This is a genomic window from Arthrobacter sp. 05N33_2 (assembly GCF_056397425.1).
The window spans coordinates 1-22295 of record NZ_JBFTNJ010000033.1 but is presented as its reverse complement, the minus strand read 5'-3'; the positions used below and the strand labels follow the sequence as shown (position 1 = coordinate 22295).

Here is a 22295-nt window from a genome sequence, read left to right as displayed (position 1 = left end):
TCGTCATCGCAAAAGCCCTTCGTAGTGACGTTGCTGTAGTTGCGCATCAATCTGCTTCACGGTCTCCAGACCGACGCCCACCATGATCAGGATCGAGGTGCCGCCGAACGGGAAGTTCTGGTTCGCGTTAATCAGGACCAGTGCAACCAGCGGGATCAATGCCACGAAGCCGAGGTAGAAGGCGCCGGGCAGGGTGATCCGGGATAGGACGTACTGAAGATAGTCCGCGGTCGGCTTGCCGGCGCGGATGCCCGGAATGAAGCCGCCGTACTTCTTCATGTTGTCCGAGACCTCTTCGGGGTTGAAAGTAATCGCAACATAGAAGTAGGTGAAAAACACAATCATGGCGAAATACAGTGCCATATAGATCGGGTGGTCGCCCTTGGTGAGGTTGTTGTTGATCCACTCAACCCAGGGCTGTACCGGCTCGCCGGCCTTGGGCTGGTTGAACTGTGAGATCAGCCCCGGCAGGTAGAGCATGGACGAGGCAAAGATGACGGGCACGACGCCGGCCATGTTCACCTTGATGGGGATGTAGGTGCTGGTTCCGCCGACCGTGCGGCGGCCGATCATCCGCTTGGCGTACTGCACCGGGATCCGGCGCTGGGACTGCTCCACGAAGACCACGAGCGCCACGGTGAGCAGGCCGATGATCAGGACCAGGAAGAACGTGCCGGGGCCCTGGGCCTTCCAGATCGCACCGAGCGAGCCGGGGAAGCCTGCGGCGATGGACGTGAAGATCAGCAGGGACATGCCGTTGCCGACGCCCTTTTCCGTCACGAGCTCGCCCATCCACATGATCAGGCCTGTGCCGGCCGTGAGCGTGATGATGATCAGGACCGTGGTGACGATCGAGCTGTCCGGGATGATCGGCAGCTGGCAGTTAGGCAGCAGCTGGCCGGAGCGTGCCAGCGACACCAGTGTCGTGGCGTTGAGCAGGCCAAGTGCGATCGTGAGGTAGCGGGTGTACTGGGTCAGTTTCGACTGCCCTGACGCGCCCTCCTCATACAGCTGCTGGAAACGGGGAATGACCACCCGGAGCAGCTGGACGATGATGCTGGCGGTGATGTACGGCATGATGCCGAGGGCAAAGATGGACACCTGCAGCAATGCACCGCCGCTGAACAGGTTGACGAGCTGGTAAATCCCGCCCGAGGTCTGACCGTTCTGCAAGCATTGCTGGACATTCTGGTAGCTCACACCAGGCGAGGGGATGAAGGCACCCAAGCGGAAGATTGTGATGATTCCCAGCGTGAACAACAACTTGCGTCGCAGATCAGGCGTGCGAAAGGCCCGGCCAAATGCGCTAAGCAAGCGTCCTCCTGAGTAATAAGTAAAGTCGTGTGAGACAGGTCAAATAAACCCAACAACCGAGTCTAACGGGTGGATGCGCCCCGCGAACAATCGGCGGGGCCCGGAAAATGAAAAAAAACTCCCGGCACCGGGGGCCTGAGCCCCTGGTACCGGGAGTTTCAACAACGGGCAACTGCCCCGCCGCCTCGTTAGAGGGCGGTGGTGCTTCCGCCTGCTGCAGCAATCTTGTCAGCAGCGCTGGCCGAGAATGCGTGGACGGTGACGTCAACCTTGACGGTGATGTCGCCGGTGCCCAGCACCTTGACGGGCTGGTTCTTGCGAACGGCACCCTTTTCGACCAGGTTCTCCACGGTGACAGCGCCACCTTCCGGGAACAGCTCGTTGAGCTTGTCCAGGTTTACAACCTGGTACTCAACCCGGAACGGGTTCTTGAAGCCGCGCAGCTTCGGCAGGCGCATGTGCAGCGGCAGCTGGCCGCCGGCAAAGCCAGCCTTGATCTGGTAGCGGGCCTTCGTACCCTTGGTACCGCGACCAGCGGTCTTACCCTTGGAACCTTCACCACGACCAACACGGGTCTTGGCGGTCTTGGCACCCGGGGCGGGACGCAGGTGGTGAACCTTCAGTGCGTTCTGCTTCTCAGCGGCGCCCTGTGCCTTTTCGGCGGTGTTCTTCTCTGCCATTTACTTCGCCTCCTCTACCTTTACCAGGTGCGGAACCGTGTTGAGCATCCCGACGGTCACGGCGTCGGCGGTGCGGACAACGGTGTGTCCGATCCGCTTCAGGCCGAGGGACCGCAGGGTGTCGCGCTGGTTCTGCTTGCCGCCAATGGCGGACTTGATCTGAGTGATCTCCAACTTTGCGTCGGAGACAAGCACGTTCTTAGCCATGACTCAGACACCTGCCTTCTGGTTCAGGAGCGCCTTGACCATTGCCGGCGGGGCGATCTCGTCGAGCGGGAGGCCGCGGCGTGCTGCCACTGCTGCCGGCTCTTCGAGGCGCTTCAGCGCGTCAACGGTCGCGTGAACGATGTTGATGGCGTTGGAAGAACCGAGCGACTTGGAGAGGATGTCGTGGATGCCCACGCACTCCAGTACTGCACGGACCGGGCCACCGGCGATAACACCGGTACCGGCGGAAGCCGGGCGCAGCATGACGACGCCTGCGGCGGCCTCACCCTGAACGCGGTGCGGGATGGTGCTGCCGATGCGGGGAACGCGGAAGAAGGACTTCTTGGCCTCTTCAACGCCCTTCGCGATAGCGGCAGGAACTTCCTTTGCCTTGCCGTAGCCGACGCCGACCATGCCGTTGCCGTCACCGACGACGACGAGGGCGGTGAAGCTGAAGCGACGACCACCCTTGACGACCTTGGAAACGCGGTTGATGGTTACGACGCGCTCTACGAACTGGCTCTTCTCGGCCTCGCGGCCGCCGTCACGGCCACCACGGCCGCCACGGTCGCCACGGCCCTGGCCGCGGTCGCCACGCTCGCCACGACGAGCGCCACCACGGCGGTCGTCAGTGGTAGCAGGCGCAGCGGTCTCAGTTGCCGGAGCAGCTACAGCTTCAGTCACCTGAATGTCCTTTTCGTTATTTTCGGTCACAGTGCCAGCCCACCTTCACGTGCGCCGTCAGCGACGGCGGCGATCCGGCCGTGGTACTTGTTACCACCGCGGTCGAAGACAACTGCTTCGATACCGGCAGCCTTGGCACGCTCGGCGACCARTTCGCCAACGCGCTTGGCCTTGGCGGTCTTGTCACCGTCGAATGCACGAAGGTCGGCTTCCAGTGTGGAGGCGCTTGCCACGGTCAGGCCCTTGGTGTCATCGACAACCTGGACGAATACGTGACGTGCGGAGCGGTTGACGACCAGACGCGGGCGTACAGCCGTTCCGGAGATGCGCTTGCGGATACGAAGCTGGCGGCGGCTGCGCTGGGCAGACTTGCTCTTGTTCGTACGCTTCTTGTTAATTGCGATCGCCATGGTTACTTACCAGCCTTTCCGACCTTGCGGCGGATGACTTCGCCTGCGTAACGGATGCCCTTGCCCTTGTAGGGGTCCGGCTTCCGCAGCTTGCGAATGTTGGCAGCAACCTCGCCGACCTGCTGCTTGGAGATACCTGAAACAGAGAGCTTGGTCGGGGTCTCAACTGCAAAGGTGATGCCGTTCGGTGCCGAGACGTTGACCGGGTGGCTGTAGCCCAGAGCGAACTCCAGGTCAGAACCCTTGGCCTGGACGCGGTAACCGGTACCGACAATCTCAAGCTTCTTCTCGTAGCCTGCGGTGACACCCTGGATCATGTTGGCGATCAGGGTGCGGGTCAGGCCGTGCAGCGAACGTGAGGCGCGCTCGTCGTTCGGGCGGGCGACAGTCAGGGTGCCATCTTCCAGGGAAACCTCGATCGGGCTGGCCACAGTGTGGCTCAGCTCGCCTTTGGAACCCTTGACGCTGACGACAGAGCCGTCAACCTTGACCTCAACGCCGGCAGGAACGGTGATGGGGAGACGTCCAATACGTGACATTATTCTCTTCCTTTCCCGTTACCAGACGTAAGCGAGGACTTCGCCGCCCACGCCCTTCTTGCCGGCCTGCTTGTCAGTCAAGAGGCCGGAAGAGGTGGACAGGATTGCGACACCCAGGCCACCGAGCACGTGCGGCAGGTTGGTGGACTTTGCGTAAACGCGCAGTCCCGGCTTGGAAATACGACGAACGCCAGCGATTGAACGCTCGCGGTTCGGACCGAACTTGAGCTCGAGGGTCAGCTTCTTGCCAACCTCAGCGTCTTCTTCTTTCCAGGAGGCGATGTAACCTTCRGCCTTCAGGATGTCRGCAACGCGTGCCTTGAGCTTGCTGTACGGCATGGTCACGGAATCGTGGTATGCCGAGTTAGCGTTGCGCAGACGCGTAAGCATGTCTGCGACGGGATCTGTCATTGTCATGTGGGCTCTTGCCCTTCCTCATAACGGTTTCCGCCGTGCCGGTTGTCCCGAACAGAATTCGGAACGGAGCGCGGGCGGACCTTTTACGTAGCTAGATTAGTCTTCGGTCTTGAACGGGAAGCCAAGCGCCTTCAGCAGCGCGCGGCCTTCGTCGTCGGTCTTGGCAGTGGTCACGACGGTGATGTCCATACCGCGAACGCGGTCAATGGAATCCTGGTCGATCTCGTGGAACATAACCTGCTCGGTCAGACCGAAGGTGTAGTTGCCGTTGCCATCGAACTGCTTGCCGCTGAGGCCACGGAAGTCGCGGATACGCGGCAGGGCCAGCGTGACCAGACGGTCCAGGAATTCCCACATGCGGTCCCCACGCAGAGTTGCGTGTGCACCGATCGGCATGCCTTCGCGCAGCTTGAACTGTGCGATCGACTTGCGGGCCTTGGTTACCTGCGGCTTCTGGCCGGTGATCAGGGTCAAATCGCGGACAGCGCCGTCGATCAGCTTGGAGTCCTTGGCGGCATCTCCAACACCCATGTTCACAACGACCTTCACCAGGCGGGGAACCTGGTTGACGTTCTGGTACTTGAATTCCTCAGTCAGCGTGTTCTTGATGGAATCGGCGTACTTGGTCTTCAGACGAGGAACGATCTTGCTTGCCGGAGTCTCGAGAGTCTCAGTCATTAGATGTCCTTCCCTGAGCTCTTGGCCACGCGGACGCGCACGTCACGCTTCACGCCATCGCGCTCAACGGTCTCGGTGCGGAAACCGACGCGGGTGGGCTTCTTGGTGGACGGGTCAACCAGAGCCACGTTGGAGATGTGGATCGAAGCCTCGACGACCTCGATGCCACCGGTCTTGGTGCCGCGCTGCGACTGACCGACCTTGGTGTGCTTGGTTACGCGGTTAATGCCTTCAACCAACACGCGGTTGGTCTCCGGGTACACGCGCAGAACCTTGCCCTGCTTACCCTTGTCGCCGCCGCGCTCAGCCTTGGCGCCAGTGATGACCTGAACGAGGTCACCCTTTTTGATCTTAGCCATGGACTAGAGCACCTCCGGAGCCAGAGAAACGATCTTCATGAACTTCTTGTCGCGAAGTTCACGACCAACCGGTCCGAAGATACGGGTACCGCGGGGGTCACCGTCGTTCTTCAGGATGACGGCTGCGTTCTCGTCAAACTTGATGTAGGAACCATCCGCACGGCGGCGTTCCTTCTTGGTACGGACGATGACAGCCTTGACGACGTCGCCCTTCTTTACGTTGCCGCCCGGAATTGCGTCCTTGACGGTAGCGACGATTACGTCGCCAATGCCTGCGTAGCGACGGCCAGATCCACCGAGAACGCGAATGGTAAGGATTTCCTTAGCACCCGTGTTGTCGGCGACCTTGAGTCGCGACTCCTGCTGAATCACTATTTACTCCTTGCGTCGCGCTGGTTCTCAGACCGAAAATCTTCCTACGGAATGAGCCTTGCGGAACGGTTGATCGGGGTGTCTCTTGACCTGCCTGGATTTTGCCAGACCAGGCCTAAACGCCCGTGCCAAAAACATTTGCTTCCCAGGCGGTTCCCGACGAGTCGGGGCGCAAGGGGGCACTATGCCGTGGCACGATTGTTTACGAGGTTGATGACGGCGCGCAAAAGGCGCCATACAAACTCAAAATCTTAGCACGTTTTGGGCGTATCCCCCTATCACAGCCATGGAGCCCGCACACCCCTCCCGCGCAGCCGCGACGCCGTTACGCCGGACAGGCTTTGGGCCCGCCCGCCGCGCACCCCGGGAACCCGGCCCGCCGGCGTCGTAAGCCCCCCGAAGGCTGCTTCGCGTGACGAACACGGTAAACTGCTGCCGCCAGTCGCAGGCTGCCGGCTGCGGCGGCTGCCGGCAACGCAGAAGCCCCCGCTCCCCCAAAGGGGAACGAGGGCTTCTGCTGTATCACCAGACAAACAGGTGCAGGTGTTACTTGGCCTTCTCGAGGATCTCGACCAGACGCCACCGCTTGGTAGCGGACAGCGGGCGGGTCTCGGCGAGGAGCACGAGGTCGCCGATGCCGGCGCTGTTCTCTTCGTCGTGAGCCTTGATCTTGGCGTTGCGGCGGATGACCTTGCCGTAGAGGGCGTGCTTCACGCGGTCTTCGACCTGGACAGTGATGGTCTTTTCCATCTTGTCCGAGACGACGTAGCCGCGCTTCGTCTTACGGTAACCGCGCTCGTCAGCCTTGGCTGCGTCGGAAACAGTTTCCGTCACGTTCTCGTCCTTTTCACTCACTTGGCATCCTCCTCGGATTCAACCGTTTCAGCCTTCTCAGCCTTCTTGGTTGCAGCCTTCTTGGACTTCTTCTCTTCCTTGGCTTCCACAACCGGTGCGGCAACCTCGGCACGAATGCCGAGTTCGCGCTCACGGAGAACGGTGTAGATGCGGGCGATGTCCTTCTTTACCGCGCGCAGACGACCGTGGTTCTCCAGCTGACCGGTGGCGGACTGGAAACGCAGGTTGAACAGCTCTTCCTTGGCCTTGCGGAGTTCTTCAACGAGACGCTCGTTGTCGAAACCGTCCAGCTGTGCGGATGCAAGTTCCTTGGATCCTACTGCCATTTCTACTCACCACCTTCGCGACGCACAATGCGTGCCTTCAACGGCAGCTTGTGGATTGCCAGGCGCAGGGCCTCGCGAGCTACCTCTTCACTGACACCGGAGAGTTCGAAGAGAACCCGGCCCGGCTTGACGTTTGAGACCCACCATTCCGGAGAACCCTTACCGGAACCCATGCGGGTTTCGGCCGGCTTCTTCGTCAGCGGACGGTCCGGGTAAATGTTGATCCAGACCTTTCCGCCACGCTTGATGTGGCGGGTCATCGCGATACGGGCAGATTCGATCTGACGGTTCGTGACGTAGGCCGGGCTCAGCGCCTGGATGCCCCACTCACCGAAGGAGACCTGGGTGCCGCCCGTAGCAGCGCCGGAACGACCCGGGTGGTGCTGCTTACGGTGCTTGACTCGACGTGGGATAAGCATTTAAGCCTGTCCTCCTTCTACTGACTGTGCCGTGCCTGCGGCACCGGCTTCGACAGCCGGAGCTTCGGCGGCAGGTGCTGCCTCGGCTGCGGGGCGGTCGGGACGACGGCGGCGGTCACCACGGTCGGCGCCACCCGGGCGGCCCGGGCGGTCGCCGGCACGGCCACGGGACGGAGCAGCAGCTGCCTGCTGAGCCAGTTCCTTGGCAGTGACGTCGCCCTTGTAGATCCAGACCTTCACGCCGATGCGGCCGAAGGTGGTCTTGGCCTCGTAGAAGCCGTAGTCGATGTTCGCACGCAGGGTGTGCAGGGGCACACGGCCTTCGCGGTAGAACTCCGAGCGGGACATTTCTGCGCCGCCCAGTCGACCCGAGCAAGCGATCCGGATGCCCTTGGCACCGGCGCGCTGTGCGGACTGCATGGCCTTCTTCATCGCACGGCGGAAAGCCACGCGGGAAGTCAGCTGCTCTGCAACGCCCTGGGCAACAAGCTGGGCTTCCATCTCGGGGTTCTTGACCTCGAGGATGTTCAGCTGAACCTGCTTGCCCGTGAGCTTCTCAAGCTCGCCGCGGATGCGGTCTGCTTCAGCGCCGCGGCGGCCGATGACGATGCCCGGACGTGCCGTGTGGATATCCACGCGGACACGGTCGCGGGTGCGCTCGATTTCGACCTTGGCGATACCGGCGCGCTCCATGCCCGTGGACATGAGCTGGCGGATACGGATGTCTTCGCGAACGAAGTCCTTGTACCGCTGGCCGGCCTTGGTGCTGTCGGCGAACCAGTGCGATACGTGATCGGTGGTGATGCCGAGTCGGAACCCGTGCGGGTTAACTTTCTGTCCCACTTAGCGAGCCTCCTCTTTCTCCGGGGTAGCGACTACCACGGTGATGTGGCTCGTGCGCTTCTTGATCTGAAATGCACGACCCTGGGCTCGCGGCTGGAACCGCTTCATGGTCGGGCCTTCATCAACAAACGCTTCGCTGATGATGAGGTCACCTTCGTCAAACGCCACGCCGTCGCGGTCCGCGAGGACCCGGGCGTTGGAGATTGCCGACTGAACTACCTTGAATACCGGCTCCGAAGCTGCCTGGGGGGCAAACTTCAGAATTGCCAGAGCCTCATTCGCTTGCTTACCACGAACAAGGTTGACGACGCGCCGGGCCTTCATAGGCGTTACGCGGATGTGACGCGCAATTGCCTTGGCTTCCATTGCTTTCCTTCTCTCGTCTTTGACGTAAGTGCAGGCGCCTAGCGGCGCTTGCCCTTACGGTCGTCCTTGACATGGCCGCGGAATGTCCGCGTGGGAGCGAATTCGCCGAGCTTGTGCCCGACCATCGACTCAGTGACAAACACGGGGATGTGCTTGCGTCCGTCGTGTACGGCGATCGTGTGGCCGAGCATGTCGGGGACGATCATCGAACGGCGGGACCAGGTCTTGATGACGTTCTTGGTGCCCTTTTCGTTTTCCCTGGCTACCTTTACAAAGAGGTGCTGGTCAACGAAAGGACCTTTTTTCAGGCTGCGTGGCATGTGTCCAGGCTCCTATCGCTTGTTCTTGCCAGTACGACGGCGACGAACAATAAGCTTGTCGCTCTCTTTGTTGGGACGGCGGGTGCGGCCTTCGCGCTTACCGTTCGGGTTGACGGGGTGACGTCCACCGGACGTCTTACCCTCGCCACCACCGTGGGGGTGGTCAACCGGGTTCATGGCGACACCACGGACGGTCGGGCGAACGCCCTTCCACCGCATACGGCCGGCCTTGCCCCAGTTGATGTTCGACTGCTCGGCGTTGCCGACCTCGCCGACGGTTGCGCGGCAGCGCACGTCAACGTTGCGGATTTCGCCGGAAGGCAGACGCAGCTGGGCGAAACGGCCTTCCTTTGCAACGAGCTGGATCGATGCGCCGGCGGAGCGGCCCATCTTGGCGCCGCCACCCGGACGCAGTTCGACTGCGTGGATTACGGTACCGACCGGGATGTTGCGCAGCGGAAGGTTGTTGCCGGGCTTGATGTCAGCGTCGGCGCCGGCCTCTACGAAGTCGCCCTGGGACAGCTTGTTCGGGGCGATGATGTAACGCTTGGTGCCATCAACGTAGTGCAGGAGGGCGATCCGAGCCGTGCGGTTCGGGTCGTACTCGATTTCGGCAACGCGGGCGTTGACGCCGTCCTTGTCGTGGCGACGGAAGTCGATCAGACGGTACTGGCGCTTGTGTCCACCACCCTTGTGACGGGTCGTGATCTTACCGGAGTTGTTACGGCCACCCTTTTTCGGGAGGGGACGTACCAACGACTTTTCCGGCGTCGACCGCGTGATTTCAGTGAAGTCCGCTACGCTCGAGCCGCGACGGCCCGGGGTAGTCGGCTTGTATTTACGGATTCCCATAATTTATTTCCTCGTTAAAGTGGTCTCCGCTATGAAAGCGGACCGCCGAAGATGTCGATAGTGCCTTCTTTGAGGCTCACAATTGCACGCTTGGTGTTCTTGCGGGTACCCCAGCCGAATTTGGTGCGCTTGCGCTTACCGGCACGGTTGATGGTGTTGATCGATTCGACCTTGACGGAGAAAATCTTCTCCACGGCCAGCTTGATCTCGGTCTTGTTCGAGCGGGGGTCCACCAGGAAGGTGTACTTGCCCTCGTCGATCAGGCCGTAGCTCTTTTCCGAGACAACGGGTGCAAGCACGACGTCACGCGGGTCTTTGATGGTGGCTGCACTCACTTGGCATCCTCCTCGTTCTTTGCAACCTTGTCAGCAACGAATGCTTCGTAGGCAGCCTTGGTGAAGACTACGTCGTCGGAAACGAGAACGTCGTAGGTGTTCAGCTGGTCTGCGTACAGAACGTGAACTTCCTCGAGGTTGCGCACGGACAGTGCAGCAACATCGTTGGCGCGCTCAATGACAACGAGCAGGTTCTTGCGCTCGGAAACTCCGCGCAGGGTTGCCAGTGCTTCTTTGGAGGACGGCGTGGAGCCGGCAACCAGGTCAGCAACGACGTGGACGCGGCCGTTGCGGGCGCGGTCCGAGAGTGCGCCGCGCAGTGCAGCAGCAATCATCTTCTTGGGGGTGCGCTGGCTGTAGTCACGCGGCGTGGGGCCGTGGACAACGCCACCACCGGTCATGTGAGGAGCACGGATGGAACCCTGACGGGCGCGGCCGGTGCCCTTCTGCTTGAACGGCTTGCGACCTGCACCGGAAACCTCGGCGCGGGTCTTGGTCTTGTGGGTACCCTGGCGAGCAGCAGCGAGCTGGGCAACGACGACCTGGTGCAGCAGCGGCACGTTGGTCTGTACGTCGAAGATCTCTGCAGGCAGGTCAACCTTGACAGTGCTAGTCATTGAACTAGGCTCCCTTCACGGCGGTGCGTACGAGTACGACCTGGCCGCGGGCGCCGGGAACGGCGCCCTTGATCAGGAGCAGCGACTTCTCGACGTCAACCGCGTGGACCGTGAGGTTCAGCGTGGTGTGACGAACGGCGCCCATGCGGCCGGCCATTTTCATGCCCTTGAAGACGCGGCTCGGGGTGGATGCGCCACCGATTGAACCGGGCTTACGGTGGTTCTTGTGTGCACCGTGGGAAGCTCCAACGCCGTGGAAGCCGTGACGCTTCATAACACCGGCGAAGCCCTTACCCTTGGTGGTGCCAACGACGTCGATCTTCTGGCCGGCTTCGAAGAGCTCTACGGAGAGCTCCTGGCCCAGCTCGTAAGAGTCAGCATCTGCAGTGCGCAGTTCTACGACGTGGCGGCGAGGCGTGACGCCTGCCTTTTCAAAGTGACCAGCCAGCGGCTTGGTGACCTTGCGGGGATCGATCTGGCCGTAGCCGATCTGAACGGCGACATAGCCATCAGTTTCTGCGTTGCGCAGCTGCGTGATGACGTTCGAGTCAGCCTGGACCACAGTGACGGGGATGAGCTTGTTGTTCTCGTCCCAGACCTGGGTCATGCCGAGCTTCGTGCCCAGCAGGCCCTTTACGTTACGGGTTGCGGTCATAGTCTCTCAGCACCTCCCTACAGCTTGATTTCGATGTTCACGTCGGCCGGCAGGTCGAGACGCATGAGCGAATCAACAGCCTTGGGCGTGGGGTCGATGATGTCGATAAGACGCTTGTGCGTGCGCATTTCGAAGTGCTCGCGGCTGTCCTTGTACTTGTGCGGAGAGCGAATAACGCAGTAAACGTTCTTCTCCGTCGGCAGCGGCACGGGGCCAACTACAGTTGCGCCTGCGCGCGTGACCGTCTCAACGATCTTCCGTGCTGAAACGTCAATGACCTCGTGGTCATATGACTTCAGCCGGATGCGGATTTTTTGTCCCGCCATGTCGCCTGACTCTCTTTCAGTCTGTGCTTCCCCTGATTAGGGCTGCCCTGTTCACTTACTAGTTGTATGGCTGCCGAAGCATTTGAAGTCGTGACTACCACCCGCCGCACAAGCTGAATCCGGAAAGATCCGGGTTCCTCAACCTGCCGACGCAACCGACCCCCGCGGTCGGGCGTGTCGCATGTTTTCACACGTACGCGTCCGCAATTCCATGGGGAGTGGGTTATGTTTGGTCTCTTACTTGGACCCTGGCATCCGGCATTATCCGGATCGGGACGCGAAAGAGCGCTTGAACAACTCATCTAGTATGYCGGAATTTGCGGGCAGAAGCGAATCAGCCCTCTGCACGGCGGTGCAATCACTGCCGGAGGGCCATTGTCCTGAATCGCCGTCGAATGGATGATAGGGGCATGACTGTGCAGGACTCTGTAGCAGTTCAGGCCCTCGCCGCACGCCTGAGCCCGGGATTCACCCTGGGTGTTTCCTCCGCGGCATTCCAGATCGAGGGCAGCCTTGCCGCCGGCGGCCGCGGCCCCTCCGGCTGGGACGCCTTTGCCGAAAAGCCCGGCAACATCCTGCACGGGCACTCCCCCGCCGTGGCCTGCGACCACTACAACCGCGCCGAGGAAGACATCGAACTGATGCGGGATCTCGGGATCGATTCCTACCGCTTTTCGATCTCGTGGCCGCGGGTCCAGCCCGAGGGCAGCGGCCGCTTCAATGCGGCCGGGCTGGACTTCTACGACCGCCTGATCGACCGGCTCCTCGCCGCCGGCATCTCCCCCATGGCCACTCTCTACCACTGGGATACGCCGCTGCCCCTCGAGCACCGGGGCGGCTGGATGAACCGTTCGACGGCGGAACGGTTCGCCGAGTACAGCGCGGCCGCCGGCAAGCGGTTCGGCGACCGCGTGGCGCAGTGGGTGACGCTGAACGAGCCCGCCTCGGTTACCCTGAACGGCTACGCCCTGGGCGTCCACGCACCCGGCCGAGGCCTGCTCTTCGATGCCCTGCCGTCGGTGCGGCATCAGCTCCTGGGGCACGGGCTGGCGGTTCAGGCGCTGCGCGCGGAGGGCGTCGCCGGCGCCATCGGGGTCACGAACCTGCATTCCCCCGTCCGGCCTGCTTCGGGTTCGCCAACAGACAGGATGCTGGCCAGGGTGTTCGACTTCGTGCTGAACCGGCTCTACGCTGACCCGATCCTCCTGGGCCGCTTTCCCCGGCTGCCGCTGATCGCCCGGCCGTGGTTCCGTTCAATGCGGAGCATCAGCGACGCGGACCTGGCCACGATCCACCAGCCGCTGGATTTCTACGGCCTGAACTATTACTACCCCGTGAAGGTGGCCACGGGACGCGGCGTCGACAGCCCCTCGGCAACCGCGGAGGCGATGCTGAAAGTCCCGTTCCACATGGCCGCGTTCCCGGAGTATGAACGCACAGGATTCGGCTGGCCGGTCGCTCCGGACCACCTGGGGATCCTGCTCCGGGAGCTGAAGGACCGGTACGGGTCCTCRCTGCCGCCGCTCTACATCACCGAGAGCGGGGCGAGCTTCCCCGAACCGGACCATGTCACCGGCCCCATTCCCGATGCCGGCCGGATCAGCTACCTCGCCGCACACCTCAGCCAGGCGGTGGAGGCGACCTCCCCCGGGGGCGTGGCCCACGACGTCGAACTGCTCGGCTATTACGTCTGGACGCTGATGGACAACTTCGAATGGGCGGCCGGCTACTCGCAGCGCTTCGGCCTGGTGCACGTCGATTTCACGAGCCTCAAGCGCACGCCGAAAGACTCGTACTACTGGTACCAGGCCCTCGCGCGGGCACGCCGGGCCTGAGCCCCGCCCGGCCGCGGCTACTGGTTGCGGTTGGACCTATTGATGCGCTTGGCGCGCTCGATCTCCTGGCGGAAGTGCCTCTTCGCCCAAAAGAACGCGACGACGACCGCGGCGGCGATCAGCAGAAAAATGAACCAGCCCATGGTGAGCTCCCTTCCCTTCCTGCAAAGGTATCAGGAACTTAAAAGGAACAGCCCCGCTGCAAGTGCAGCGGGGCTGTTCCCGATCCTCTGCTCAGCTGCCAGACGGCTGGCTGATCAGGGGCAAAGCATCAGATCGGCAAGTAATTACTTGATGATCTTGGTGACGCGTCCTGAACCAACGGTGCGGCCGCCTTCGCGGATAGCGAAGCCGAGGCCCTCTTCCATTGCGATCGGCTGGATGAGCGCAACGGTCATCTCAGTGTTGTCGCCGGGCATAACCATTTCCGTGCCTTCCGGCAGGGTGATAACGCCGGTTACGTCCGTGGTGCGGAAGTAGAACTGCGGGCGGTAGTTGGAGTAGAACGGGTTGTGACGTCCGCCTTCGTCCTTGGAGAGGATGTAGACGTTAGCCTCGAAGTCGGTGTGCGGGGTGATGGAACCCGGCTTGACGACAACCTGGCCACGCTCGACATCGTCGCGCTTCAGACCGCGGAGCAGGAGGCCACAGTTCTCGCCGGCCCATGCTTCGTCGAGCTGCTTGTGGAACATCTCGATACCGGTAACCGTGGTCTTCTGGACCGGGCGGATGCCGACGATCTCGACCTCGGAGTTGATGGCGAGCGTTCCACGCTCGGCGCGGCCCGTAACAACGGTGCCACGGCCGGTGATCGTGAAGACATCTTCGATCGGCATCAGGAAGGGCTTGTCACGGTCACGTACGGGGTCCGGAACGGACTCGTCGACAGCAGCCATGAGGTCCTCAACGGACTTGACCCAGACGGGGTCGCCTTCGAGGGCCTTCAGGCCGGAAACGCGAACAACCGGAGCCTCGTCGCCATCGAAGCCCTGCGAGCTGAGCAGCTCGCGAACTTCCATTTCAACGAGGTCGAGGAGCTCTTCGTCGTCAACCATGTCAGCCTTGTTCAGCGCGACCAGCAGGTAGGGAACGCCAACCTGGCGGGCGAGCAGAACGTGCTCGCGGGTCTGAGCCATCGGGCCGTCAGTGGCGGCAACCACGAGGATTGCACCGTCCATCTGAGCAGCGCCGGTGATCATGTTCTTGATGTAGTCAGCGTGACCCGGAGCGTCTACGTGTGCGTAGTGGCGCTTCTCGGTCTGGTACTCAACGTGGGAGATGTTGATGGTAATGCCGCGCTGACGCTCTTCGGGAGCAGAGTCAATCGACGCGAAGTCACGCTTCTCGTTGAGAGTCGGGTACTTGTCGTACAGCACCTTGGAAATGGCGGCCGTCAGCGTCGTCTTACCGTGGTCAACGTGACCAATGGTACCGATGTTAACGTGCGGCTTAGTCCGCTCGAACTTTGCCTTTGCCACAGGTTCCTCCTAGAACGTTTTCAAATTGACTTACCCTTCGGCCGCGCTTGTCGCGGCAGAAACTCCAGTAAGTCTACTTGGGGGGCTTTGGATTGATGAAATTGCAGATTCAGGTACTAATGCTAGTGCCTAGAGCCTGTTCGTGCAGGCGGCCGAACTCCGGCCTGGCCGGACTACAGCTGACCGGAGTCCGGCCACTTGCACCAGATGTGTCTCCGCTGGCGGAGACGCACCCGAGTTTCTTGTTGCTGCGAGGCGTCTTGAAGACTACTCGCCGCGGTTCTTCTGGATGATCTCGTCGGCGACTGCCTTCGGGACCTCGGCGTAGCTGTTGAACGTCATGGAGTACACAGCGCGGCCCTGGGTCTTCGARCGCAGGTCACCGATGTAGCCGAACATGCCGGACAGCGGRACGTGYGCRCGRATMACCTTGACRCCMKSGGCATCTTCCATGGACTGCATCTGGCCACGGCGGGAGTTGAGGTCACCGATAACTTCACCCATGTATTCCTCAGGGGTGCGGACCTCGACATCCATCAGCGGTTCGAGCAGGACAGGGTTCGCCTTGCGTGCGGCTTCCTTGAAAGCCATACGGCCGGCGATCTTGAACGCCATTTCCGAGGAGTCAACATCGTGGTAAGCGCCGTCAATCAGCGTCGCCTTGATGCCGACAACCGGGTAACCGGCCAGGACGCCGTCGTTAAGCGCATCCTGGATGCCGGCGTCGACCGACGGGATGTACTCGCGCGGAACGCGGCCACCGGTGACCTTGTTCTCGAACTCGTACAGCTCGCCACCTGAGGTGTCCAGCGGCTCGATCGCGATCTGGATCTTTGCGAACTGGCCGGAACCACCGGTCTGCTTCTTGTGCGTGTAGTCGTGACGCTCTACAGCACGCTTGATGGTTTCGCGGTAAGCAACCTGCGGCTTGCCAACATTTGCCTCGACCTTGAATTCGCGGCGCATGCGGTCCACCAGGATGTCCAGGTGGAGCTCGCCCATGCCGGCGATGATGGTCTGGCCGGTGTCCTCGTTGAGGGAGACCTGGAAGGTCGGGTCCTCAGCGGAGAGCTTCTGGATGGCCGTGGAGAGCTTCTCCTGGTCACCCTTCGTGTTCGGCTCGATCGCAACCGAGATCACGGGCTCCGGGAAGCTCATGGACTCGAGGACAATCTGGTTGGCCGGATCGCACAGGGTGTCGCCCGTGGTGGTGTCCTTGAGGCCGATCGCTGCGTAGATGTGGCCGGCGGTAGCGCCCTCGACGGGCATTTCCTTGTTGGCGTGCATCTGGAACAGCTTGCCGATGCGCTCCTTCTTGCCCTTGGTGGAGTTGACCACCTGCGAGCCTGCTTCCACGTGACCGGAGTACACGCGGACGAAGGTCAGCTGGCCGAAGAAGGGGTGCGCGGCGATCTTGAACGCCAGTGCGGAGAAGGGCTCTTCAGAGGAGGGCTTACGGGTAAGCTCCTTCTCTTCGTCGCGGGGATCGTGACCGATCATCGGCGGGACGTCGAGCGGGTTCGGCAGGTAGTCCACCACAGCGTCGAGCATGGGCTGAACGCCGCGGTTCTTGAATGCAGAACCACAGAAGACCGGGTAGATCTCAGAGTTGATCGTCATCTTGCGGATGCCGGCCTTGAGCTCATCGATGCTGATCTCTTCGCCCTCAAGGTACTTCTCCATGAGTTCCTCGGAGGACTCGGCAACGGTCTCAATGAGCGTTGCGCGGTACTCTTCGGCCTTCGCCTGGAGGTCAGCCGGGATCTCGCGGATCTCGTACTTGGCACCCATGGTGACGTCACCCTTGGCGTCGCCGGGCCAGACCAGCGAACGCATGTAAAGGAGGTCGACGACGCCGATGAAGTCGTTCTCGGCGCCGATCGGCAGCTGCATGACGAGCGGCTTGGCRCCGAGGCGGCTGATGATGGTGTCKACGGTGAAGTAGAAGTCAGCGCCGAGCTTGTCCATCTTGTTGACGAAGCAGATGCGCGGAACGTTGTACTTGTCAGCCTGGCGCCAAACAGTCTCGGACTGCGGCTCCACGCCTTCCTTGCCGTCGAACACGGCGACTGCGCCGTCGAGGACGCGCAGGGAGCGCTCAACCTCGACCGTGAAGTCCACGTGGCCGGGGGTGTCGATGATGTTGATCTGGTTGTTTTCCCAGAAGCAGGTCACGGCGGCAGACGTGATGGTGATGCCGCGTTCCTTTTCCTGTTCCATCCAGTCAGTCGTCGAAGCGCCGTCGTGCGTTTCGCCGATCTTGTGGTTCACACCCGTGTAGAAGAGGATGCGCTCGGTAGTAGTGGTCTTGCCGGCATCGATGTGGGCCATGATGCCGATATTGCGGACCTTGCTAAGGTCGGTAAGCACGTCCTGTGCCACGGTGTCTCCCTTTCGGATGGACTGCACGTTCGCCGCCGGCTCAGTCGAGCCGGCGGCGTCCGGGAAGTATTACCAGCGGTAGTGTGCGAAGGCCTTGTTGGACTCGGCCATCTTGTGGGTGTCTTCGCGACGCTTCACAGCGGCACCGAGACCGTTCGAGGCATCCAGGATTTCGTTCTGGAGGCGCTCGGTCATGGTCTTTTCGCGGCGGGCCTTGGAGTAGCCAACCAGCCAGCGGAGGGCGAGGGCCGTGGAACGGCCCGGCTTGACCTCAACGGGAACCTGGTACGTGGCGCCACCAACACGGCGGGAGCGGACCTCAAGCGAAGGCTTGACGTTCTCCATGGCCTTCTTGAGGGCTGCAACGGGGTCGCCGCCGGACTTGGCGCGAGCACCCTCGAGGGCACCGTAAACGATGCGCTCTGCGGTGGACTTCTTGCCGTCAACCAGCACCTTGTTGATGAGCTGGGTGACCAGCGGGGAGCCGTAAACGGGATCTAGAACTAGCGGCCGCTTGGGGGCCGGACCCTTGCGAGGCATATTACTTCTTCTCCATCTTTGCGCCGTAGCGGCTGCGAGCCTGCTTACGGTTCTTGACACCCTGGGTATCGAGGGCGCCACGGACGATCTTGTAGCGGACACCCGGAAGGTCCTTCACGCGGCCGCCGCGGACGAGCACAATGGAGTGCTCCTGCAGGTTGTGGCCCACACCGGGGATGTATGCGGTGACTTCAATGCCGCCGTTGAGGCGTACGCGAGCAACCTTACGCAGAGCCGAGTTCGGCTTCTTCGGGGTCGTCGTGTAAACGCGGGTGCAAACACCGCGGCGCATCGGGCTGCCGTTAAGCGCGGGAGCCTTGGTCTTTTTGACCTTAGGCGTGCGGCCCTTGCGGACCAGCTGGTTAATCGTAGGCACTCTCGTGTTCTCCGTTTTATCCGGAGCGGCCGTTGGCGGCCGCTCTCTTGTCGCTGCGCCTCGCCGCCCGAGCTTTGAAGTTCTCTCCAGAGCAGCCGAGGCGAAGCCTTAATAGTCGGACCGCACGCCGGGGTCCAAGGACTTTCGACCCGAACTGCCCCTAGGCATGCGAAAATGTGGCATACGTTGCACAAGAACCCTGCAAACCGGAAACGTCGTCCTGGTTGAACCTTTCAGCTGCAAGCTGTCTGGCTCAAACCGGCGCACTCATCCACTGCCACAATAACAATTAGTCTCAAGTCTAACACGGACGGGTCCCAGCCCTTAATCGGCGGGGTTTTACCACTGGAAAGGCCCCGCCCCCACCGAGGTGGGAACGGGGCCTGTCAGTCACTCAGCTCAGCGGAAGTCGCTGCCAAGATCGTAGTCATCCAGCGGGATGGCGTGGAACTCGGGAGCTCCGTCGCCGCCCAGCGAGTCGTAGGAGAAGTCACTGAATGCGCTGGGGCCGGTGAACAGGTTGGCCTTTGCTTCTTCAGTGGGTTCCACGGTGACCTCGGTGTAGCGCGGGAGACCCGTGCCGGCCGGGATGAGCTTACCGATGATGACGTTTTCCTTGAGGCCGAGCAGCGGATCGCTCTTGCCTTCCATGGCCGCCTGCGTCAGGACGCGGGTGGTCTCCTGGAAGGAAGCTGCGGACAGCCAGGACTCGGTCGCCAGGGACGCCTTGGTGATGCCCATGAGCTCGGGACGCCCGGATGCCGGCGTCTTGCCCTCGGACACAACGCGGCGGTTGGCCTCTTCGAAACGGCTGCGTTCGGCGAGCTCGCCGGGCAGCAGGTCGGATTCGCCGGACTCGATGACCGTGACGCGGCGCAGCATCTGGCGGACGATAACCTCGACGTGCTTGTCGTGGATACCGATGCCCTGGCTGCGGTACACGCCCTGGACTTCGTCCACCAGGAACTTCTGCGCGGCACGGGGACCCATGATGCGCAGCACCTGCTTGGGGTCGACCGGGCCGTTGATGAGCTTCTGGCCAACGCTGACGTGATCGCCGTCTTCGATGAGAAGACGTGAACGGCGCAGCACCGGGTAGGCGATCTCTTCAGATCCGTCATCCGGGGTGATGACCAGGCGCATCTGGCGCTCGGACTCTTCGATGGTGATGCGGCCGGCTGCTTCAGCAATCGGTGCGACACCCTTCGGAGTACGGGCTTCGAAGAGCTCCTGGATACGGGGCAGACCCTGGGTGATGTCGTCGCCACCGCTGGCGGAAACAGCACCACCGGTGTGGAACGTACGCATGGTCAGCTGGGTACCCGGCTCACCGATGGACTGCGCGGCAATGATGCCCACGGCCTCACCGATGTCGACGGTCTTGCCAGTGGCCAGCGAACGGCCGTAGCACAGGGCGCAGGTGCCGACGCTGGACTCACAGGTGAGTACGGAGCGGACCTTGACCTCGGTGATGCCGGCTGCGAACAGTTCGGCAATGACGACGTCGCCGCAGTCGGTGCCGGCTGCTGCCAGGACCTTGCCCTTGGAGTCGACGACGTCGACGGCCAGGGTGCGGGCGTAGGCGCTGTTCTCGACGTTCTCGTCCAGGACGAGGACGCCGTTGGCGTCGGCCACGGCGATGGCGGTCATCAGGCCGCGCTCGGTACCGCAGTCCTCTTCGCGGACAATGACGTCCTGCGMCACGTCSACCAGACGACGGGTCAGGTAACCCGAGTTGGCGGTACGCAGGGCGGTGTCAGCCAGACCCTTACGGGCACCGTGCGTGGCGATGAAGTATTCCAGCACCGAGAGGCCCTCGCGGTAGGAGGACTTGATCGGACGCGGGATGATTTCACCCTTAGGGTTGGCCACCAGGCCACGGATACCCGCGATCTGACGGACCTGCATCCAGTTACCACGTGCGCCCGAGGACACCATGCGGTTGATCGTGTTCATCGGGGACAGGCTGTCACGCATCGCCTGGGCGATCTCGTTCGTTGCCTTGTTCCAGATTTCGATCAGTTCCTGGCGACGCTCGTCGTCGTCGATCAGGCCCTTGTCGTACTGGCCCTGGATCTTGGCGGCCATGGTCTCGTAACCGGCGAGGATCCGCGGCTTGTCCGTGGGCACCTCGATGTCGGAGATGGCAACGGTCACGCCGGAGCGGGTGGCCCAGTAGAAACCGGCATCCTTCAGGTTGTCCAGCGTTGCCGCCGTGATCACCTTCGGGTAGCGCTCGGCGAGGTCGTTGACGATCCGGGACAGCTCGCCCTTGTCGGCAACATCCTCAACCCACGGGTAATCCGCGGGCAGCGTCTGGTTGAAGATGACCTGGCCGAGGGAGGTCTCGACCAGTGCCATCTGACCGGGCTCCCAGCCCTCCGGGGCTTCCCAGCCGGCGTAGGGCACGAAGCCCTCGAGCCGGATCTTGACCTTGGAGTTCAGGTGCAGCTCGTGAAGGTCGTAGGCCATGATGGCTTCCGCGACCGAGGAGAAGATCCGGCCTTCGCCAGCTGAACCGACACGCTTGGTGGTCAGGTGGTAGAGACCGATGATCATATCCTGCGACGGCAGGGTCACCGGGCGGCCGTCAGACGGCTTCAGGATGTTGTTCGAGGAGAGCATCAGGATGCGGGCCTCGGCCTGGGCTTCGGGGCTCAGCGGCAGGTGGACTGCCATCTGGTCGCCGTCGAAGTCGGCGTTGAAAGCGCCACAAACCAGCGGGTGCAGCTGGATTGCCTTGCCTTCAACAAGCTGCGGCTCGAACGCCTGGATGCCGAGACGGTGCAGGGTAGGTGCACGGTTCAGCAGCACGGGGTGCTCGGTGATGATCTCTTCGAGGACGTCCCAGACCTGCGGACGGTAACGCTCCACCATGCGCTTGGCCGACTTGATGTTCTGGGCGTGGTTGAGGTCMACCAGGCGCTTCATCACGAACGGCTTGAAGAGCTCCAGGGCCATCTGCTTGGGCAGACCACACTGGTGCAGCTTCAGCTGCGGGCCGACGACGATGACCGAACGGCCGGAGTAGTCGACGCGCTTGCCGAGGAGGTTCTGGCGGAAACGGCCCTGCTTGCCCTTGAGCATGTCGCTCAGGGACTTCAGCGGACGGTTGCCCGGTCCGGTGACCGGACGGCCGCGTCGGCCGTTGTCGAAGAGGCTGTCAACAGCTTCCTGAAGCATGCGCTTCTCGTTGTTGACGATGATCTCCGGAGCACCGAGGTCAAGCAGGCGCTTGAGGCGGTTGTTGCGGTTGATCACGCGGCGGTAGAGGTCGTTGAGGTCGGAGGTCGCGAAGCGGCCACCGTCCAGCTGGACCATCGGGCGCAGTTCCGGCGGGATCACCGGGACGGCGTCCAGCACCATGCCGAGCGGGCTGTTGTTGGTCGTCAGGAACGCGTTGACCACCTTGAGCCGCTTCAGGGCGCGGGTCTTGCGCTGGCCCTTGCCGTTGGCGATGATGTCGCGCAGCATGTCCGACTCGGCCTGCATGTCGAAGTTCTCAAGACGCTTCTTGATGGCCTCGGCACCCATGGAGCCTTCGAAGTACATGCCGTAGCGGTCGCGCAGTTCGCGGTACAGGCCTTCGTCACCTTCGAGGTCGGCGACCTTGAGGTTCTTGAAGCGGTCCCAGACCTGCTCGAGGCGCTCGATTTCGGCGTCGGCACGCTTGCGGACGTTCGCCATCTGGCGGTCAGCGGAGTCGCGGGCCTTCTTCTTGTCGGCAGCCTTCGCGCCTTCGCCTTCGAGACGGGCAAGCTCGTTCTCAAGGTCGCGGGCGATCGTGGCGATGTCCGAGTCGCGGTTGTCGATCAGCTGCTTCTTCTCGATGTCGTGCTCAACCTGGAGGTTGGGCAGTTCTTCGTGGCGGCTGTCGGCGTCGACGCTCGTGATCATGTAGGCGGCGAAGTAGATGACCTTTTCGAGGTCCTTCGGTGCCAGGTCAAGGAGGTAGCCCAGGCGGGAGGGAACACCCTTGAAGTACCAGATGTGCGTGACCGGGGCGGCGAGTTCGATGTGGCCCATGCGCTCACGGCGGACCTTCGCACGGGTGACCTCAACGCCACACCGCTCGCAGATGATGCCCTTGAAGCGCACGCGCTTGTACTT

General features: G+C 62.1%; 28 protein-coding genes. 1 reads left to right on the top strand and 27 read right to left on the bottom strand.

The annotated features are described in order from the left end of the window. Nucleotides 1-3: 3 nt before the first annotated feature. The 21 genes from secY to rpsJ all read right to left on the bottom strand — a co-directional run bounded on the left by secY (nt 4) and on the right by rpsJ (nt 11574). Nucleotides 4-1314 carry a preprotein translocase subunit SecY gene (gene secY / locus AC1DHX_RS13565; protein ID WP_026266474.1) on the bottom strand — a complete coding sequence of 437 codons (1311 nt, stop codon included), beginning with the start codon at nt 1312-1314 and terminating at the stop codon, nt 4-6. A gap of 188 nt (nt 1315-1502) precedes the next feature. Beyond that, nucleotides 1503-1994, bottom strand: a complete 492-nt coding sequence (gene rplO, locus AC1DHX_RS13560; RefSeq protein WP_018773677.1) for a 50S ribosomal protein L15 — start codon at nt 1992-1994, stop codon at nt 1503-1505. Then, entirely contained in the window at nt 1995-2201 is a 207-nt protein-coding gene (rpmD, locus tag AC1DHX_RS13555; RefSeq protein WP_018773676.1) for a 50S ribosomal protein L30, read from the bottom strand. A gap of 3 nt (nt 2202-2204) precedes the next feature. After that, nucleotides 2205-2885 (bottom strand): 30S ribosomal protein S5, encoded by a 681-nt coding sequence (rpsE, locus tag AC1DHX_RS13550; RefSeq protein ID WP_173403037.1) that lies wholly within the window; start codon nt 2883-2885, stop codon nt 2205-2207. A 26-nt stretch (nt 2886-2911) separates the two neighbouring features. Continuing rightward, nucleotides 2912-3295, bottom strand: coding sequence for a 50S ribosomal protein L18 (gene rplR / locus AC1DHX_RS13545; RefSeq protein WP_018773674.1), 384 nt, complete (start codon nt 3293-3295; stop codon nt 2912-2914). 2 nt (nt 3296-3297) lie between these two features. Continuing rightward, nucleotides 3298-3834, bottom strand: coding sequence for a 50S ribosomal protein L6 (rplF, locus tag AC1DHX_RS13540; RefSeq protein WP_011692797.1), 537 nt, complete (start codon nt 3832-3834; stop codon nt 3298-3300). A gap of 18 nt (nt 3835-3852) precedes the next feature. After that, nucleotides 3853-4251, bottom strand: a complete 399-nt coding sequence (gene rpsH, locus AC1DHX_RS13535) for a 30S ribosomal protein S8 (RefSeq protein WP_018773673.1) — start codon at nt 4249-4251, stop codon at nt 3853-3855. A gap of 96 nt (nt 4252-4347) precedes the next feature. After that, entirely contained in the window at nt 4348-4929 is a 582-nt protein-coding gene (gene rplE / locus AC1DHX_RS13530; protein ID WP_018773672.1) for a 50S ribosomal protein L5, read from the bottom strand. Beyond that, nucleotides 4929-5288 (bottom strand): 50S ribosomal protein L24, encoded by a 360-nt coding sequence (rplX, locus tag AC1DHX_RS13525; protein WP_028275000.1) that lies wholly within the window; start codon nt 5286-5288, stop codon nt 4929-4931. Before rplX ends, rplE begins: the two co-directional genes overlap by 1 nt. A 3-nt stretch (nt 5289-5291) precedes the next feature. After that, nucleotides 5292-5660, bottom strand: a complete 369-nt coding sequence (rplN, locus tag AC1DHX_RS13520; RefSeq protein ID WP_003803789.1) for a 50S ribosomal protein L14 — start codon at nt 5658-5660, stop codon at nt 5292-5294. 546 nt (nt 5661-6206) lie between these two features. Beyond that, nucleotides 6207-6515 (bottom strand): 30S ribosomal protein S17, encoded by a 309-nt coding sequence (rpsQ, locus tag AC1DHX_RS13515; RefSeq protein WP_018773670.1) that lies wholly within the window; start codon nt 6513-6515, stop codon nt 6207-6209. Further along, the gene (rpmC, locus tag AC1DHX_RS13510) at nt 6512-6841 is read right to left on the bottom strand and encodes a 50S ribosomal protein L29 (RefSeq protein WP_018773669.1); all 330 of its coding nucleotides are present in this window, start codon (nt 6839-6841) and stop codon (nt 6512-6514) included. The genes rpsQ and rpmC overlap by 4 nt, the downstream gene beginning before the upstream one ends. Nucleotides 6842-6843: 2 nt before the next feature. Further along, complete coding sequence (rplP, locus tag AC1DHX_RS13505) at nt 6844-7260, bottom strand: 50S ribosomal protein L16 (protein WP_018773668.1); 417 nt, start codon at nt 7258-7260, stop codon at nt 6844-6846. Continuing rightward, nucleotides 7261-8103, bottom strand: coding sequence for a 30S ribosomal protein S3 (gene rpsC / locus AC1DHX_RS13500; protein WP_028275116.1), 843 nt, complete (start codon nt 8101-8103; stop codon nt 7261-7263). After that, nucleotides 8104-8469 (bottom strand): 50S ribosomal protein L22, encoded by a 366-nt coding sequence (rplV, locus tag AC1DHX_RS13495; protein ID WP_003803798.1) that lies wholly within the window; start codon nt 8467-8469, stop codon nt 8104-8106. It lies immediately after the preceding gene. Nucleotides 8470-8507: 38 nt separating this feature from the next. Next, nucleotides 8508-8789: a 30S ribosomal protein S19 gene (rpsS, locus tag AC1DHX_RS13490; protein WP_018773666.1), complete on the bottom strand. Its 282-nt coding sequence runs from the start codon at nt 8787-8789 to the stop codon at nt 8508-8510. A gap of 12 nt (nt 8790-8801) precedes the next feature. Then, entirely contained in the window at nt 8802-9641 is an 840-nt protein-coding gene (gene rplB / locus AC1DHX_RS13485; RefSeq protein ID WP_026266473.1) for a 50S ribosomal protein L2, read from the bottom strand. Nucleotides 9642-9670: 29 nt separating this feature from the next. Next, the gene (rplW, locus tag AC1DHX_RS13480) at nt 9671-9976 is read right to left on the bottom strand and encodes a 50S ribosomal protein L23 (protein ID WP_018773664.1); all 306 of its coding nucleotides are present in this window, start codon (nt 9974-9976) and stop codon (nt 9671-9673) included. Beyond that, on the bottom strand, nt 9973-10593 hold the full coding sequence (gene rplD / locus AC1DHX_RS13475) for a 50S ribosomal protein L4 (RefSeq protein WP_028275117.1): 621 nt from the start codon (nt 10591-10593) through the stop codon (nt 9973-9975). The genes rplW and rplD overlap by 4 nt, the downstream gene beginning before the upstream one ends. 4 nt (nt 10594-10597) lie before the next feature. Continuing rightward, on the bottom strand, nt 10598-11248 hold the full coding sequence (gene rplC / locus AC1DHX_RS13470) for a 50S ribosomal protein L3 (protein WP_003803812.1): 651 nt from the start codon (nt 11246-11248) through the stop codon (nt 10598-10600). A 17-nt stretch (nt 11249-11265) separates the two neighbouring features. After that, nucleotides 11266-11574: a 30S ribosomal protein S10 gene (gene rpsJ / locus AC1DHX_RS13465; protein ID WP_003803825.1), complete on the bottom strand. Its 309-nt coding sequence runs from the start codon at nt 11572-11574 to the stop codon at nt 11266-11268. A gap of 410 nt (nt 11575-11984) precedes the next feature. Here rpsJ and AC1DHX_RS13460 point away from each other — a divergent pair, with 410 nt between their 5' ends. After that, nucleotides 11985-13409 (top strand): GH1 family beta-glucosidase, encoded by a 1425-nt coding sequence (locus AC1DHX_RS13460; protein WP_476858994.1) that lies wholly within the window; start codon nt 11985-11987, stop codon nt 13407-13409. Nucleotides 13410-13426: 17 nt separating this feature from the next. Here AC1DHX_RS13460 and AC1DHX_RS13455 read toward each other — a convergent pair whose 3' ends face one another. The 6 genes from AC1DHX_RS13455 to AC1DHX_RS13430 all read right to left on the bottom strand — a co-directional run. Next, nucleotides 13427-13552, bottom strand: a complete 126-nt coding sequence (locus AC1DHX_RS13455; protein WP_256860042.1) for a hypothetical protein — start codon at nt 13550-13552, stop codon at nt 13427-13429. 144 nt (nt 13553-13696) lie between these two features. Continuing rightward, complete coding sequence (tuf, locus tag AC1DHX_RS13450) at nt 13697-14887, bottom strand: elongation factor Tu (protein WP_018773660.1); 1191 nt, start codon at nt 14885-14887, stop codon at nt 13697-13699. 267 nt (nt 14888-15154) lie between these two features. Further along, the gene (gene fusA, locus AC1DHX_RS13445; protein ID WP_476900119.1) at nt 15155-17269 is read right to left on the bottom strand and encodes an elongation factor G; all 2115 of its coding nucleotides are present in this window, start codon (nt 17267-17269) and stop codon (nt 15155-15157) included. Nucleotides 17270-17338: 69 nt separating this feature from the next. Beyond that, nucleotides 17339-17809, bottom strand: a complete 471-nt coding sequence (gene rpsG, locus AC1DHX_RS13440; RefSeq protein ID WP_011692813.1) for a 30S ribosomal protein S7 — start codon at nt 17807-17809, stop codon at nt 17339-17341. A gap of 1 nt (nt 17810) precedes the next feature. Continuing rightward, nucleotides 17811-18185, bottom strand: a complete 375-nt coding sequence (gene rpsL, locus AC1DHX_RS13435; RefSeq protein WP_018773658.1) for a 30S ribosomal protein S12 — start codon at nt 18183-18185, stop codon at nt 17811-17813. Nucleotides 18186-18584: 399 nt separating this feature from the next. Further along, on the bottom strand, nt 18585-22295 hold a 3711-nt coding region (locus tag AC1DHX_RS13430; RefSeq protein ID WP_476900118.1), incomplete at its 5' end, for a DNA-directed RNA polymerase subunit beta'.